Source organism: Paenibacillus sp. JJ1722 (genome assembly GCF_048282685.1).
In the GTDB taxonomy this organism is placed as follows: domain Bacteria; phylum Bacillota; class Bacilli; order Paenibacillales; family Paenibacillaceae; genus Paenibacillus; species Paenibacillus polymyxa_B.
This window is the reverse complement of the sequence record NZ_CP182500.1, coordinates 2,375,595-2,390,362: the sequence shown is the minus strand read 5'-3', so window position 1 is coordinate 2,390,362 and position 14,768 is coordinate 2,375,595. Positions and strand designations below refer to the sequence as shown.

The window sequence follows — 14,768 nt, the reverse complement described above, 5'->3', positions numbered from 1 at the left end:
CTCCCATATGGATGTTCCTTCACCTTACTGGTAAAGGAACATCCAGTCTATCAGTATGCATACTATTAAACAAATGTAGATAGAAAAGTATCCCTTGGCCTTAGTTCTTGGCTTTGGGATACTCTTGTGAACATATATGATTGGGTTATCAAATCAGGCTTGCTTTTGTAAGGCTGGCGGACCTCCAGTCGGGCGAGGACGAACCCGAAGCCCCACGATCCATTTGCCCAGAGGCAAGCGTGCCAGTAGCCATGTTCCGGCAACGGAAAAGATCATACAGAGAACGAACGAAGCCAGCGTACGAAGAACGTGGCTCCAGTCTGCAAAAAACGTCTCGTCAAAATAATAGGTCACACGCAGCATAAAGGCATGCATGAGATACGCTCCATAGGACAACGTTCCGATGGCCGTCAGCATACTCGCCGCACGTCCCCCCTTATGAGCAATCCACGTCGCTACCCGATAAGCTACAAAAATAGACGCGACGCAATATACAGCCATGACCGGACGCAGCAAAGACAAATAGTTAAAGGAAAGAACTGTACCTCGCGGCGTCTGGAACTGACCGATCATCTCGTACAGTAAGTAGCCTGTAATCACGATAAACAACGGCCAGTATATCATCTGTGCTTTGGTTACCCAAGCATTCCAACGCTTGACGTTCATCCCGGCTGCCGCTCCTAACACAAAATAAAAGAAAAAGTAGATCACATTCCGGTCAGCGTACAGGGTAAACCAAGAGGTAATGACCGGAAGCTGGAGCTTATCCATCGCTTGGTATACGGGTCCAACGGCGAACATGAGCAAAATATATAGCACGCCGAATCCAGCCAATGCAGCTGGTCGCCATTTTGACGGCAGTAGCGCAGACAAATGACGGACCGCATAACGAAACACGGGAAATAACACATAACATTGGATAATCATAACGATGTACCATAGATGATAGCTGCTTTTCCCGTTCAATAGCTTCTGGAAAAAATCCAGCGGGTGAATATATCCACCACTTTGGGCAAGCTGATTTCCCAATTCGTATAAAAGAGACCATATGATATACGGAACAATGATGTCCATGAATCTTTTACGTAAAAACGTTCCGTACTTTAAGACCCCATCATAATTGTAAAATAGCACCATGCCCGTGATAAACACAAACACCGGAACTGCAAATTTGGAACACAGCAGTAAAAGTGTCATCAAAACCCCGTCCTGGATGCGCGCCCCCTGCGCAACCGCATAATGTGCGACGGAATGCTGAAGAACAACGGCGGCAAAAGCCAACCCTCTTAGCAAAGCGACTTCGGAAATTCTCTCTTTTTGACTCATGTCACTCTCCTGTTACATCTAGCAATTTATAAATCCATGATTTTTCAAAATCCTCAAATCTATTATAACGACAATTCTGTAAAAATATATAGAAGGATAAACGTGCCAACAGCAAGCAAAGCATCATTTATCTCAGGTTTATTCTATGTTTCACTAACATGTAAAAGCAGCAGTCTTCCCTCTCGGGGAGACTGCTGCTGTAGAAACAACCTATATACAAAGGAGATAGGAAAGCCTGTTAAATCACGTTCTCAACTAGCCGTTAGTTGTTTACAGGTTCCTTCTAGTATCTGTGTACGCATCTGTCCGCGTATCCGCCACCGTATCATCATACGTTCTGTAACGATCCGCATTCAGCGAACGGTTGGTGCGGAAAATATCATAAACATCCCTGTGATGGTCAGCTGAATCCACCAGCACTAAAATCTTGCCCTGATCGACGTATGTCTCGTATTGACGTGCATCATCTTCTGGAATACCTAGCCCGACCAGTCCACCGACCAAGCCACCTGCTCCCGCACCGACAGCTGCTCCGGTAAGAGTAGCCGCGATAGGTCCAGCAGCGAGGATCGGTCCGATACCCGGAATAGCCAAGGCCCCGATGCCTGCCAGCAAGCCAGCAACGCCGCCTACAATACCGCCGGTAGCCGCACCTGTGGCCACACCCTCCGGTGCTTTGGTGCCTGTCTCTTCACTAATCGTCCTTAGCTCGTCACGGTCACGGGTGATCACAGAAATTTCACTGCTTGGGATTCCTTTGCTCTGCAATTGTCCTATCGCACGAGATGCTTCCTGCTCTGTATCAAAAACACCAACAATTTTCTTTTCATTATAATCGTTTAAGTTATTAGCCATAATAGTTACCTCCCAATATTTTGGTGTTGAGTGGTTCGTCTTTCATTACCCCGCTATTATGACGTTTAAACGATTTTACGAAAATTCAAAAGTCGATACCCTTCAATTTGAACCCATTCTATAAAAGTTACATATGGAGCCACTGCGCAGTCAGATGGTGCTTCCCATCGCTGTTGTCCCCAGATTTCCTGAATGAACGTGCAAGAGTAGAAACCTGGAGACAAAGGCGACCGCTTCCGCTTGTACAGCACCATTCTGCCTACTCCGTTTTTATGTGAATTTTTTGAATTCAGCTTACTACTTCTCACACCGTTCTGTCGCATAATAAGACAGCTACTGGTCAACGCTTTGGCTTTGCTCTGTTGGTCGCCACAGCTTCCAGTGGATCATCCGGCCAATAATGCTTGGGATATCTGCCCTTCAGGTCCTTTTTGACTTCAAAGTAAGCCTCGCTCCAGAAGCTGGACAAGTCGGACGTCACTTGGACAGGTCGCTGGGCAGGTGACAGTAAATGCAATACAATGGGTACGCGTCCGCGTCCAATACGAGGCGTATCCCTCATACCGAACAACTCTTGTAGTCGTACGGCCAGCGCTGGTGCCTCAGGATTCGAATAATCGACAGGAATGCGGGAACCGCTGGGTACGCGGATATGCGTCGGCGCTTCCTGATCAAGCTGCTGCCGCTGTTCCCAATCCAGCCTGCCAAGCAGCAATGCAGCACTGTCCAGCCGTTGCAAATCGGATACATTTTTGGCTCCTAGAGCAAAAGGCAACAGCCACGATTCCAATGAATCCAGCAATGCCGATTCCGTGCAGTCCGGCCAGTCCTCAGGCGCCGAGAAGTGCATAAAAATCAAACGAGCCTGCAACTGGAGGGTTTGCCGATTCCATGACAGTAGCTTCAGACCTCGTTCACGGACACCCTGCATCAAGGCGGCAGCTACTTCCTCTGCCGGAGGTCGCTCATAGGACGTTTCCTTTAAGACGAGTGAGCCCAGCCGCAGTACCTTGCGGGCTCTCACTGCTGAGGCGGAGCTATCCCAGTATACGCTGGCTTGTTCCAGCAGCAAATCGCTGCAATGCTGGATCAGCTCTTGCAGTTCAACCGGTGCCGCCAACTGAATGGCGCCATCTGCTCCCTCGTCGTCCACTTCGGCGGCGACGAGATAGGACGAACGCGACATCCACTCCACTTGTCGGAGTCGCGCCCCCCGACCGCCGCTAAGCAAAAAGCGGCCGTCCCCTCGGCCCTGCGCGATCCGATCCGGATACGCAAAGCCCAGCAGCAGCCCACAAGCCGCGGAGCCGTCAGGCTCGTCCTGCGCTGCGGCTGCTGTCGGCAGCGTGGCTAGCAGCTGCCGGCTCTCCTGCACGATACGGCGAATCACCGTATCGTCTACTGCCCGCAGCAGGCTGTGCGTACTGCGGGCATGGGCCGCCTCGCGCAGGGCATCCAGCCGCGGGCGCAAATCCGTTCCGCCATGTGCGCGGAACGGGTCCCGCTCTTGCAGCAGCGCAGCCAGACGGCTGGCAGTCGGGGCCAGGCCAAGGGCGGCTGCGCGCAACAGCATGTGCCCAAGGCGCGGGTGCGTGCCTAGGGCGGACACCTCGCGCCCATGCGCGGTGATGCCGCCTGTAGTGCCGTCGGCTGCTTCATCCAGGCAGCCGAGCTGGTGCAGCAGACCTGTGGCCTGGCGGTACGCGGCCTCAGGCGGGGCATCCAGCCAGGCCAGCTCGGCGGGCTCGCGCACGCCCCAGGCCGCCAGCTCCAGCGCGAGCGGGGCCAGATCCGCCGCGGCGATTTCCGGGCGACTGGCATCGGGGAGCGCGGCATGCTCCTGTGCGCTCCACAGCCGGTAGCATACGCCCGGCTGGAGACGGCCCGCCCGTCCGCGCCGCTGGTCGGCGGAGGCCTTGGACACCTTGACGGTGGTCAAACGGCTCATACCGGTTCGCGCGGAAAATACCGATTCCCGCGACAGTCCGCTATCGATCACCACCGTGATCCCGGCGATGGTCAAGCTGGACTCGGCAATCGAGGTGGCCAATACCACTTTTCGGCTGCCCAAAGCCGACGGGCGTATTGCCTCATCCTGCTGCTCCAGCTTCATGCTGCCGTACAACGGAATTACCTTGACGTGTGCTGGTAAATGCTTTGAAGCCAATTCTCGTTCCGTTCTATGAATTTCTCTAGCCCCTGGTAAAAACACCAGCAGATCGCCATCATGAGCATGAAGTGCCTTTTCTACCGTCTCAGCCGTAAAGGACTCTAATGAAGTTGACGAAGGTTTGGACATATGAAAGGTTTCTACCGGAAATACGGTGCCTGGACATTCCAGCAATGGCGCATCCCCTAATAGTCTGCATACAGGCTCTGCCTCCAGGGTGGCAGACATGATCAATATCTTCAAATCTGGTCGCAGCAGCGCCTGGCTTTGCAGGGTAAGTGCCAATCCCAAGTCTGCATGCAGGCTGCGTTCATGAAACTCATCAAACATAATCAGCCCGACTCCCTCCAATGCCTGATCATATTGCAGCATCCGGGTCAGTACGCCCTCCGTAACCACTTCAATCCGCGTGTTTGGTCCTACTTTTGTATCCATACGAACCCGATAACCCACGGTCTTCCCGGTGGGCTCTCCCAGCGCTTTCGCCATTTGCGCTGCTGCTGCACGTGCTGCCAAACGCCTCGGCTCCAGCATAATCATCTTTTGCCCTGCCAGCCACGGCTCATGCAGCAGCTCCAGCGGTGTTACCGTCGTTTTCCCCGCTCCCGGCTGTGCAATCAGTACCGCCGCCGAATGGGATTGCAGTGTATGTTTAAGCTCGGGGATCACTTGCATAATAGGCAGTTGTTTATCTGTCAATGAAATCTCTCCAATGATACGCTTGATGCGTAGAATCTAAGTTTTAATTCCTTTATTATTGTGAATTTTTCATTACCTGTAATTATTGAATATTGAATTAAAAATGTTAAGCTGCACTCTGGGACTTCTCTTCGGTCTGTCGTGCATAATTCTTCTAAATCTATTATACAGATATTTAAATTTCCCGTCTGGCCATCGCGGCTATGTATGCTTCGTGTTTAGCTTCTATACCTGTCGAGATGCACTCGCGGCAAGTTCGTTTTATAATATGGTTGATATGGATTGCTGAAGGACGGAATATAGAATCGAGGTCACTTTCGTATGGAATTACAGGCCCAACCCATCAGAGGGCGATTTGCCCCAACACCATCGGGATGGATACACTTAGGAAACGCTCGCACCGCCTTATTATCCTGGCTGCACGTTCGCTCCCTGGGTGGAACCTATATTTTGCGCATGGAAGATATCGATATGACGCGAGCTCGCAGCCAGTTGGCGCAAGGGATTATGGAAGATTTGCGCTGGATCGGGCTGGAATGGGACGAAGGACCCGACGTAGGCGGTCCCTACGGTCCCTACACTCAAAGCCAGCGGCTGGAACGCTTCCAATCTGCATTGGAGATACTACAGGAGCAAGATTTGCTGTATCCTTGTTTTTGTAGTCGGGCCGACATTGTGGCTGCCGCCCATGCTCCACATGGACTGTCTGGTGAAGGACCCGCATATTCAGGTGCATGTCGTAACCTTAGCTCTCAAGATGTCGTAGCCAAAGCACAACATAAACTCCCTTCACTTCGCTTTAAAGTACCGCAAAATCCAGATGCCTTTATTTCGTTTCATGATCAGGTAGCAGGCCATGTGACCTTCGGTGCGGCAGAGGGCGGCGATTTTATCGTCAAACGGGCGGACGGCATGTTTTCCTATCAGCTGGCTGTCGTTGTCGATGATGCAGATATGTATATGACCGACGTACTACGTGGGTATGATCTTCTCGATTCGACTCCCCGTCAGCTATTGCTGTACCAAGCTTTGGGGTTGCAGTCGCCACGTTTCGCACACGTTCCCCTTGTCCTGGGCCCTGATGGGCGAAGGCTGGCCAAACGACATGGTGGCGTAGCACTCCGAGCTATGCGCCGACAAGGTATCACACCGGAAGCAGTCATTGGCTGGCTCGCCTATTTTTCCGGGCTGCTGGATTCACCTGAGCCTGTGAAGGCTGTGGATTTAATCGATGACTTTCATTTGGACAAACTGCCCAAAGAACCCGTCATCCTGACGAAACAATGCCTCATGAGATTATCTGCACTGCAACATTAGTATTTCACCTAATCTAGAGTAAAACCCATCAACCAAAACGATTTCATCATCAGACATATGAAGAGAGCAAATTATTTGTATCTCTTCATAGACGATTAATACTAATCTTTTTCTTTGATGCGTCATCTTGAATACAATTCCGTGTTGCAAAAGAATTACATTGGATTTTTTAAACATTATATACACAACTTGACTTCTTTGATTGTTTTGTTTATCATTACATTTAGAAAATTTTCTAATTGTTTAAGGATTATCCAGAGGAGGCGTAATCACAGTGGCTGATTTATTCAAAGTAATATCCGATCAGTCCCGAAGAGAAATTCTTGCACTACTGAAAAATGGAAGAATGAGTGCTGGAGATATCTATTCACATTTTGAAATGACATCAGCCACAGTTTCTCATCACCTGTCTCTTCTGAAAGAGTCTGATCTTGTACGAACTGAAAAAGTAGGGAAATTTATTTTATACGAACTTAATTGCAGTGTACTGGACGAATTACTTTTGTGGATATTATCTCTCAAGGAGGGTAAATAATGAGAAACAAAGTTACTTTTTTCACATATTTATCTCTGCTAACCTCACTAATCCCATTTGGTATGTATTTATATTACTATAAACAAATCCCTGAAATAATACCAGTACATTTTAATGCATCTAATATAGCAGACCGTTTTGTTAATAAATCAAGTTTAGAGGTCATTTTAATCTGCAATTTAGGGTTGATTGGTTTTTTATTTATGTGGCTACTTGGAAAATGGATTGAACGAATGTCTGTTAAGGAACGTGAAGCAAATAGAGCAACAACTCATAAAATAATGAGTATTTCTACTTTCTTATTAACAATTTTATTTGATGGTATAAGTATTTACTATCTATTAGTCCTAACTGATACGATTACTTTTAAATCCATAGACATAGCTCGATTAGGGATGATTGTGGCAGGGCTTGTGTTTATTATTTCAGGAAATTATGTTCCTAAATTGAGACAAAATAAAATCTCTGGGGTCAGAACGAAAACAACGCTAAATAATGAAGAAGCTTGGTTTAAGGGACAACGCTATGCTTCAAAGGTATGGATTGTTGGTGGATTTCTACTTGTTTTTTCATCGTTTATTCCTAATAACTATTTATTTTTCATATTAAGTTTAATTATCTTCTGCTTGATGATAATATTACCTTTCTCATACTCAAGAAAACTGTAATTATATAAACCTTGCTTTATCGACCCTATGAAAGAATTTTTAAAAAGGCTTTTGAGGCTCAATTTTAAACTAACCCCAGAAAGTGAGAGACAGACAGACTTAAACTGCTACAGAGGACTTAATATGGTACAGTATTCTACCGGCTATAGTCCTCTGTGCTTTTGTTTCGTCTTCGATGGTTACAATAGTGTATAACCCTTGAATAAAATCCTCAATGAATTCAAATTCTTGTATATACAGAAGTTCCGTCTTTAGGATCTCAAAAAGATTCTCTATTACAAAGTTGTCCAAGTAGTTCCCTTTGCATGCCTCCTATCTCAGAGAAAATGTACTTCCCTCTGGCCTAGAGTGTAAAATTAGAATATGCTGCTTCAATAGCTTATTTAAGACTTTTTCCAGCATCTCTATGACCGTAGAATAGGTGAGGCTACTGATTATTGTGCAGTTGACAATTCCACGATTATACATCATGTTTCTTTCTATAATATAAAATAATGTAACCTAATTAAAAAATCCATTGTTTTGAAATTATTGCTCTATTTGACCATAAAGAAAATCCAACACTCTTCTTTTAAATGATTATATCATGTGTCTAAGGTTCGGGGCAGTCCAAATTGGTCATCAGCGCCAAGTATCATTGTTATCAAACAATAAGCTATTTTTATTAGCGCTGGCTCGTGTAGTTATCCTACACTGGCTGCATAAAATTCAATTTTTCTATAAGGAAGGCTCGCTTGAAAAATCATTATCAATATTTATTACATAATCAGCTGAACTAATTAATTCATTACTATGAGTAATAATGATTAAAATCTTATCTTTCTTTAACACTGATAAAAGCTCAATGATATCCGTCACAGTTATACTATCAATAGCTGATGTTGGTTCATCCATAATAATCACATCTGGCTCATTAAGTATAACTCTAAACAAAGCTATTCTTTGTTTTTCGCCTCCTGAGATATTATTACCATTTTCATTAACAACAGTGTGCAAGGTATTAGGAAGACGATCTACAAAACGCATAATTGTTAATTCTTCAAACATTTTATTTATTTTTTCAGCATTAATTGAGTTTAAATTATACGTCACATTGTTATAGATAGTATCATTAAATAACCTGGGCTCTTGTTCAACAATCATAATACGGCTATGTAAAGAGGATATTTCAAAATCATTTATATCAATATCATTGAAAAAAATAGTATCTTTTTCTACAGGATATACTCTCAATAATAAATTTGCTAAGGTAGTTTTGCCCCCTCCGCTTTTACCGGTAATTGCGTAAATATTATTTTTTTTGAATTTGAAACTAAACTTATTAATTAACACCCTATCATTAAAACCAAACTGTACTTCATTGAGCCGAATTGTGTTAATTTCATTTAGAACTAATCGTCCATTTTTCTCCTCTACAATTTCAAGAATTTCCTGCATTCTGAAAAGTGAAGCTGCACTTTCTTGATAATTTCCAGAAATAGTAGAAAAATGATAAATAGGATTAATGATATACTGCATACTAAGGTTAATAGCTACTAATCCACCTATTGTTAGCTTGCTATTACTTATTTCATAAATGCCCATAATAAGAACTATAATAGATGAAAGAAATGTAACCGAACTTGATATTGAAGTAAAAAAAGAGAAGGTTTTTATATATTTTAAATATTGCTCCCAGTAAAACTGAAAATTTTCATAGAACTTATTAATCTCCTTGATTTTCCATGAATTTTTCTTAATCAAATCAATTTTATTAAGACTTTCATTTGTCTTACTGTATAATTTATTAGTCGCTTCTTTTAAATCCAAACTAGAACTGTATATTTTTTTTTTGAAAATTTGATATAATAGAAAACTAAATGGCACGAGAAATAAAATGACATAACTAATTTTTGGACTCAGACTAAATAAAATAGCCACTCCAATCAAGAAAATTGCAATATCTTGAAGTGCATTGAATAAAATTCCTAATATAAATCCAACTAACTGATCCGAATCAGCAAAAATACGATTTAGAATATATGAAGAGTTAAATCCCTCCATTTTCTCAAGAGGGATATTAAATATTTTTTTTAATGTTTGATTTCTTAGGTTAAATAGTGTTAGTTGAATAAGCTTGTTATAAGAAATATTATAAAATATATTTATCAGAATCTGTAATATTCCAATTAATAATATTGCAATACTCAAAAAAGGTAAAGATCGGCTCTTGCCTATTATTAAGATGTTATCAATAATATATTGTTGTATAAGTGGCATAGGGAATGTAATTACTAATTTTAATAGCAACACAGCGTAACAAATTACCATTTTTCTTTTGATAATATTACTAAACACTAAGATGAACATCTTCTTAAAAGAATCCATTTCAACACCTCATTTTCAAGGAAAAAACCATGATATATATTATGGTTTTTTCCTTGAAATTAGTAAAATTTTTAATGAAAGCTATGACCAGTTTACATTAGTTGTGACATTGGCATTCGCAACAGCGTTAGCATTCGCAACTGCAGCAGCATTAGCAGCAGCTGCCCCATTAGCAACATACACTGCATTTGCAGCTAATACTACATTTGCCATAACAACAGGAGCAACTGCAAAAGGAACAGCAGCTCCTTCAGTGTGAACATCGCCACTATATACTGCGGGCTTAATGTAGGGTTTGGCTTCCAACTAAATCACCTCCTTTCTTTATAGCGCCTGTAAGATTCCTTTAGATTCAAGGATATTACAAGTAGCTAAAATTTGATCAGGGTTAAGGTTTTCATTAGTATTCTTTTCGACAATCTTCTTTATTTCTTCTATCGTCTTTTCCCCATCACAAAGTTGTAAAAATCTCTTTGCTTCCTCATCAATTAATACCGCCAATTCTTCTCCTATAAAAACATTCCATTTTTCTTTCTGTAGTTCATATCTAAGGGGATATGTCATTTTAGGGGTATGGTTTATTGTCCACTTGTTAAATAGATTGATTACTTCCAACCCTCCGCTTTCAGAATCGAGCTTCTTGGTTTTCAAGGAGAAGGTGTAGTAATAAGTAGCATTTAGTTTTCTATAGTTTTCTCTCCATATATTCTCAATTTCGGGAGACATAACCTTCGGATTCTTTCTCAAAAGAGTATTTAACGAGGAGACCGTTTTAATTTGTGATTCAATATGAATACGTCCAGATAGGAATAGCTTTGTATCAAAACATTTTCCTAATTCTTCTTCTAATAGTCTCGTTAAAAAAGGACCTTGTTCATTACCAATTGCCTCACCAATCATTACTCCATAACCATTAACATTTAAGTGTAATTTGTACCCCTTAATAATTTCTTTTACAATATTCAGCCCATCATTTCCACCATCACCAGCTAATGAAAACTCCAGATTGTCAGGGACGGGGATAAAGGGAGGGTTAGAAGTAATTAAGTCAAATGTCATTCCCTTTAGAGGTTCATATAAATTCCCTTCTTTAATTTCAATTTTTTCTTCCAAATCGTTTAACATAACATTTAGGCGAGTAACTGGTACTGCCAGAGGGTTTATTTCTACTCCTACAGATTTCCTAGAAAAGTTTGCTCCTAAAATAGCCTGTATTCCGCTTCCAGAACAGAGATCAACCATAGACTCGACACTTTTGGAAGGAATGATTCTGGATAATTTATAAGTGTCGGGACCAATGTAAACATCTGGATCCTTATTAATGCAAGTAGGGTAGTAATAAGGTAATCCGACAAACAAGTATCTATCGCAGATTGACAGTAATGAATATCCATCTGTTTGAATTGTTCCATCTTCTTCTCTCTTTAAAACTCCAATATCAAGTAAATCATCTTTTATTTTCACACCGAGACAAATATCAGATTCTTCTTCCGATATATTCTCTCCTAAAAGCAATAACTTATAAACATCTGATCTAGTTTTATTCTCTAGCGTGCTTAAACCGTATTTCAAAGTTTCGAATGTTTGCCAAGGATTAAAAAAATAGTTACTTTCTCCACTCAAGAATTGATAAGTAATATCATAGCAAAAGTCATCTAAAAAACGTCTAAATCTTCTGATTTTATTTTTATCTAATTTGATCATGATTACATCTCCTTATTGTATTATCTTTTTGTATATCAATAGATCTGATCCGTTTACCTCTTTCTCTAAATTAGCTTCAAATTCATAGCCTATAGCACAAAATAATTCAATGAGCCCCTCGTTAAAGTTATTAGCGATAAGATTTAGTTTAATTTTTTTCTTTTCATTATTTTTCAATAGTTCCTCGATGCCTAACAAATTAATTTTCAAATATTCCATGTTTATTTTTTCACAAATAACTACGCCTATATTAACTGTTTGTAGGGAAGAATCAAAACCAATGATACTAACTAATGACGTAATCTGATTGTTTTTTTTTGTAAAAAAATGAATTTCATTAAGATTAAATTGTCTTGTTCTTAAAGAAATATCTGTATAGTAGGACTTATTTCCAATAGGAATATTAACTAAATAATTATTATTCAGATTATTTTTATAATTTCTTAGTATATACTTACTTATCATGGAGTAATCCCGTTCTCCCGCTACTTCTACAGCTAGAGATGAAACCGAAGTGTTTGTGTTCATTTCTGATCCATCCTTCCAATTAATAAATTTCATAGTTTTTAGGGAATACAAACAATTTAATGTGTCATTAGTCAAAGTCATATCATCAACTGTTGGATAAATCGATTTCATATGTTCAACTATATCTTCAAAGGTATTAATTCCATTTATATTTTCAAAAATATAGCCGGAAACAGAATTTAAAAATCTCAATCCACTACGATCAGAATAAAGTGTGGTCAGATCGTTATTTTCAATTCTAATAAATACTTTTTTTGTTTTATAAGGAATAAAATTCACATAAATCCTCCTCTATAAATTTAAAATATCTATAGAAAAATGTTGATCAGTCCATGTTTTAAGTTGCATTTCTTTAAAATCATATAACGTTCGAATTTTCTTAGCTATCTTTTTGACAGCATCATGATCCCAAATACGGTTATAACCTCCATCCCAGTAGTCTTTAAGAGTTGCTTTACGGATGTTTCCAACTACAATTGGCAGATAGATAGATACCCCTAAGTCCCCATTAGCCCTAATTTCCATTTGAATTGGAGTTGCGCGTTTATACTCAAGAGCTAGATAAATGTGTTCCAATGGGTCTCCCCATTCTATAATCATTCCTCTACTTGAATATTGTGATCTCTTTTTTTGAATAGAGACGCAAAATTTGAAATATTCCTCCTTCGTAGGTTCTAATTCATGGAAATTGTTCAAACCTCTTCCCATTGGAAGTAATGGCATCATTCGGATATGCTTACAACCAGCATTGAATACAAAATCAACATATTCTTCAAAATCATTTATTGCAAATTTATTTGGAACAAACGAAGCAGCAGTTTTAACCCCAGCGTTCTTCAATAGTGTCAAAGCATTAAGAGCTTTTTCAAATGAACCTTGCTTATTTCTGAATCTATCATGATCTTCTGCCCTTAAACCATCTAAGGAGACTTGAACAAAGCTAACTCCAGCATTATACAGTTCATTTGCCTTCTTCTCATCCAAAAAGTACCCATTAGTCACCATATTTACGATAATATTAGCTTTTGATAGTTTACTTATTATTTTAATCAAATCTTTTCTTAAAAGCGTCTCTCCTCCACATATACACATTGTATAAGGTCTTAAATCTATAATTTGATTTACAACCTCCATTGCTTCATCCTCAGATAATTCATCACAAAAATTATGGACAGAACCTTCAGCACTATTGTTAAAGCAGTGCAAACATTTCAAATTGCATCTGTTAGTAACATCCCAAGAAATCATTAAAGGTCCATTTAATGATTTCAAAATATTCGAATTAAAGCTTTGTTGCGGAAGAGCGGACAAATTAATTTCGTCAAAATTGGAATATAAGGCTTGTTCCATTCTTTTTCCTCCCTTTTGTTTTTTGTCCTATTTTTGTAACAATAAGTATTATACTTCCATGGAAATAGTATGTGCCGACTAATAAAACTATAATATAACTTTTATCACTTTTTTATATAATATGATTCGACAATTCCTTACAATGAATATACTAGACTGGACCACAATTAGTTAGAGAAGAGATTGTCCTTCGTCAAACTGAAAAAAAGCGAAAGGCAAAGGGCATCCGCCCTTTGCTCCTCTCGCTTCTATTGCTCCAGTCGCTTACGCATAGCGGACTCATATTCATAAAATACAGACGACGTATTCAGCCCTCTTTCCTCCAGCAGCATACGGAGACGAAGTGATTTTTCAGTCAGCCTGCGACTGATCCGTTGTTGCTCTCCTGCCTCATGACAAGCGTGAAGCAAATCACGTAGCTGGACACATTCCTTTTGTAATTGAAGCTCTTCCGGTAAAATGCCTGCATTCCTCAACAGCTTGTACGACATCCGCAGCTCCTCTGGAACATGTGACAAATCCTCGATGACCAGTGGCTTGCCCGCTCCCGGTAAATGATCAAACTCACCTTTGGCCATCGCCTCAGCAATCTTCTGCTCTGCCATTCTGGAGAACATCCCCATCACTCCTTTCCACTCCTTGTAATAAACATCCTATGTACAATCTATATTAAAGAAACCTGGAGTCCTTTGTCACTGTAGCTTATATATCATTAGGATGCCCTGTTTCCATAAAGGAGAGAGGGGGTTATTCTTCGATCCCAAGCAATTGACATACTTGCACTCTATATTTTTTGGCCTTACGTGTTCCATGAATGAGATTGGACAAGCGGCTAGCAGGAATATGGTAGGTATCACAAAATGTTCTCTGATCCATTTGCCTCTCGACTAGCTTTTCTTTGATTTTCCAACCAAAAGGGGTTACAGGATTTCGTTTGTTCAACAACGTTACCACCTCTTCATAAGTATAGGATTTAGAATTTTGATTGGGGTTTGGAGATTGGAGATTGGATTTCACACTCTTCCTTTAGCAACATGTCATGAACTCATTTGTTAAGATTTCATTTTGTATATTTGGTATTGATTCAATAGTTCATCCAGTTTCATGGATTGTTCAATCACTTTGGGATGCGTTAAAAATCCGTATTTCTTCTGGACTTGGTACAGTCTTTTTCTGGCCCGTTCGACACGAAGTAAAGTCACACCTGGATTCATCAGCATGATTCCCCCTTCTGTGTCATATCCTAATG

General features: G+C 40.9%; 14 protein-coding genes. 3 read left to right on the top strand and 11 right to left on the bottom strand.

The window, feature by feature from the left end:
• Window positions 1–153: 153 nt before the first annotated feature.
• From ACM1ND_RS10875 to hrpB, 3 genes are all read right to left on the bottom strand, one after another.
• On the bottom strand, window positions 154–1,326 hold the full coding sequence (locus tag ACM1ND_RS10875; protein ID WP_023988293.1) for an acyltransferase: 1,173 nt from the start codon (window positions 1,324–1,326) through the stop codon (window positions 154–156).
• 270 nt (window positions 1,327–1,596) lie between these two features.
• Window positions 1,597–2,181, bottom strand: coding sequence for a general stress protein (locus tag ACM1ND_RS10870; RefSeq protein WP_028542417.1), 585 nt, complete (start codon window positions 2,179–2,181; stop codon window positions 1,597–1,599).
• Between the two features lie 340 nt (window positions 2,182–2,521).
• Window positions 2,522–5,050, bottom strand: coding sequence for an ATP-dependent helicase HrpB (gene hrpB / locus ACM1ND_RS10865; protein ID WP_418027686.1), 2,529 nt, complete (start codon window positions 5,048–5,050; stop codon window positions 2,522–2,524).
• A gap of 321 nt (window positions 5,051–5,371) precedes the next feature.
• Between hrpB and gluQRS the strand changes: the two genes are divergently transcribed.
• From gluQRS to ACM1ND_RS10850, 3 genes are all read left to right on the top strand, one after another.
• Window positions 5,372–6,367, top strand: coding sequence for a tRNA glutamyl-Q(34) synthetase GluQRS (gene gluQRS / locus ACM1ND_RS10860; RefSeq protein ID WP_418027684.1), 996 nt, complete (start codon window positions 5,372–5,374; stop codon window positions 6,365–6,367).
• Window positions 6,368–6,641: 274 nt separating this feature from the next.
• Window positions 6,642–6,902: an autorepressor SdpR family transcription factor gene (locus ACM1ND_RS10855; protein WP_418027682.1), complete on the top strand. Its 261-nt coding sequence runs from the start codon at window positions 6,642–6,644 to the stop codon at window positions 6,900–6,902.
• Window positions 6,902–7,570 (top strand): SdpI family protein, encoded by a 669-nt coding sequence (locus ACM1ND_RS10850; RefSeq protein ID WP_418027680.1) that lies wholly within the window; start codon window positions 6,902–6,904, stop codon window positions 7,568–7,570. The genes ACM1ND_RS10855 and ACM1ND_RS10850 overlap by 1 nt, the downstream gene beginning before the upstream one ends.
• A gap of 717 nt (window positions 7,571–8,287) precedes the next feature.
• Here the strand turns inward: ACM1ND_RS10850 and ACM1ND_RS10845 are convergent.
• The 8 genes from ACM1ND_RS10845 to ACM1ND_RS10810 form a co-directional block, all read right to left on the bottom strand.
• Complete coding sequence (locus tag ACM1ND_RS10845) at window positions 8,288–9,937, bottom strand: ABC transporter ATP-binding protein (protein ID WP_418027678.1); 1,650 nt, start codon at window positions 9,935–9,937, stop codon at window positions 8,288–8,290.
• Between the two features lie 81 nt (window positions 9,938–10,018).
• Complete coding sequence (locus tag ACM1ND_RS10840; RefSeq protein WP_418027676.1) at window positions 10,019–10,243, bottom strand: hypothetical protein; 225 nt, start codon at window positions 10,241–10,243, stop codon at window positions 10,019–10,021.
• Between the two features lie 18 nt (window positions 10,244–10,261).
• Window positions 10,262–11,641 carry a methyltransferase gene (locus tag ACM1ND_RS10835; protein ID WP_418027674.1) on the bottom strand — a complete coding sequence of 460 codons (1,380 nt, stop codon included), beginning with the start codon at window positions 11,639–11,641 and terminating at the stop codon, window positions 10,262–10,264.
• A 12-nt stretch (window positions 11,642–11,653) separates the two neighbouring features.
• Window positions 11,654–12,448, bottom strand: a complete 795-nt coding sequence (locus ACM1ND_RS10830) for a hypothetical protein (protein ID WP_418027672.1) — start codon at window positions 12,446–12,448, stop codon at window positions 11,654–11,656.
• 12 nt (window positions 12,449–12,460) lie between these two features.
• Window positions 12,461–13,519: a radical SAM protein gene (locus ACM1ND_RS10825; protein WP_418027670.1), complete on the bottom strand. Its 1,059-nt coding sequence runs from the start codon at window positions 13,517–13,519 to the stop codon at window positions 12,461–12,463.
• 248 nt (window positions 13,520–13,767) lie between these two features.
• Complete coding sequence (locus ACM1ND_RS10820; protein ID WP_418028026.1) at window positions 13,768–14,142, bottom strand: DnaJ family domain-containing protein; 375 nt, start codon at window positions 14,140–14,142, stop codon at window positions 13,768–13,770.
• A gap of 124 nt (window positions 14,143–14,266) precedes the next feature.
• Entirely contained in the window at window positions 14,267–14,461 is a 195-nt protein-coding gene (locus tag ACM1ND_RS10815; protein WP_053326560.1) for a Rha family transcriptional regulator, read from the bottom strand.
• A gap of 110 nt (window positions 14,462–14,571) precedes the next feature.
• On the bottom strand, window positions 14,572–14,739 hold the full coding sequence (locus tag ACM1ND_RS10810) for an aspartyl-phosphate phosphatase Spo0E family protein (RefSeq protein ID WP_071558834.1): 168 nt from the start codon (window positions 14,737–14,739) through the stop codon (window positions 14,572–14,574).
• Window positions 14,740–14,768: the final 29 nt, after the last annotated feature.

What these genes read in the sequence shown, in the direction of transcription:
- ACM1ND_RS10875 (WP_023988293.1), bottom strand. Translation starts at nt 1,326, where the DNA reads ATGAGTCAAAAAGAGAGAATTTCCGAAGTCGCTTTGCTAAGAGGGTTG.
- ACM1ND_RS10870 (WP_028542417.1), bottom strand. Translation starts at nt 2,181, where the DNA reads ATGGCTAATAACTTAAACGATTATAATGAAAAGAAAATTGTTGGTGTT.
- gluQRS (WP_418027684.1), top strand. Translation starts at nt 5,372, where the DNA reads ATGGAATTACAGGCCCAACCCATCAGAGGGCGATTTGCCCCAACACCA.
- ACM1ND_RS10850 (WP_418027680.1), top strand. Translation starts at nt 6,902, where the DNA reads ATGAGAAACAAAGTTACTTTTTTCACATATTTATCTCTGCTAACCTCA.
- ACM1ND_RS10845 (WP_418027678.1), bottom strand. Translation starts at nt 9,937, where the DNA reads ATGGATTCTTTTAAGAAGATGTTCATCTTAGTGTTTAGTAATATTATC.
- ACM1ND_RS10835 (WP_418027674.1), bottom strand. Translation starts at nt 11,641, where the DNA reads ATGATCAAATTAGATAAAAATAAAATCAGAAGATTTAGACGTTTTTTA.
- ACM1ND_RS10825 (WP_418027670.1), bottom strand. Translation starts at nt 13,519, where the DNA reads ATGGAACAAGCCTTATATTCCAATTTTGACGAAATTAATTTGTCCGCT.
- ACM1ND_RS10820 (WP_418028026.1), bottom strand. Translation starts at nt 14,142, where the DNA reads ATGGGGATGTTCTCCAGAATGGCAGAGCAGAAGATTGCTGAGGCGATG.
- ACM1ND_RS10810 (WP_071558834.1), bottom strand. Translation starts at nt 14,739, where the DNA reads ATGCTGATGAATCCAGGTGTGACTTTACTTCGTGTCGAACGGGCCAGA.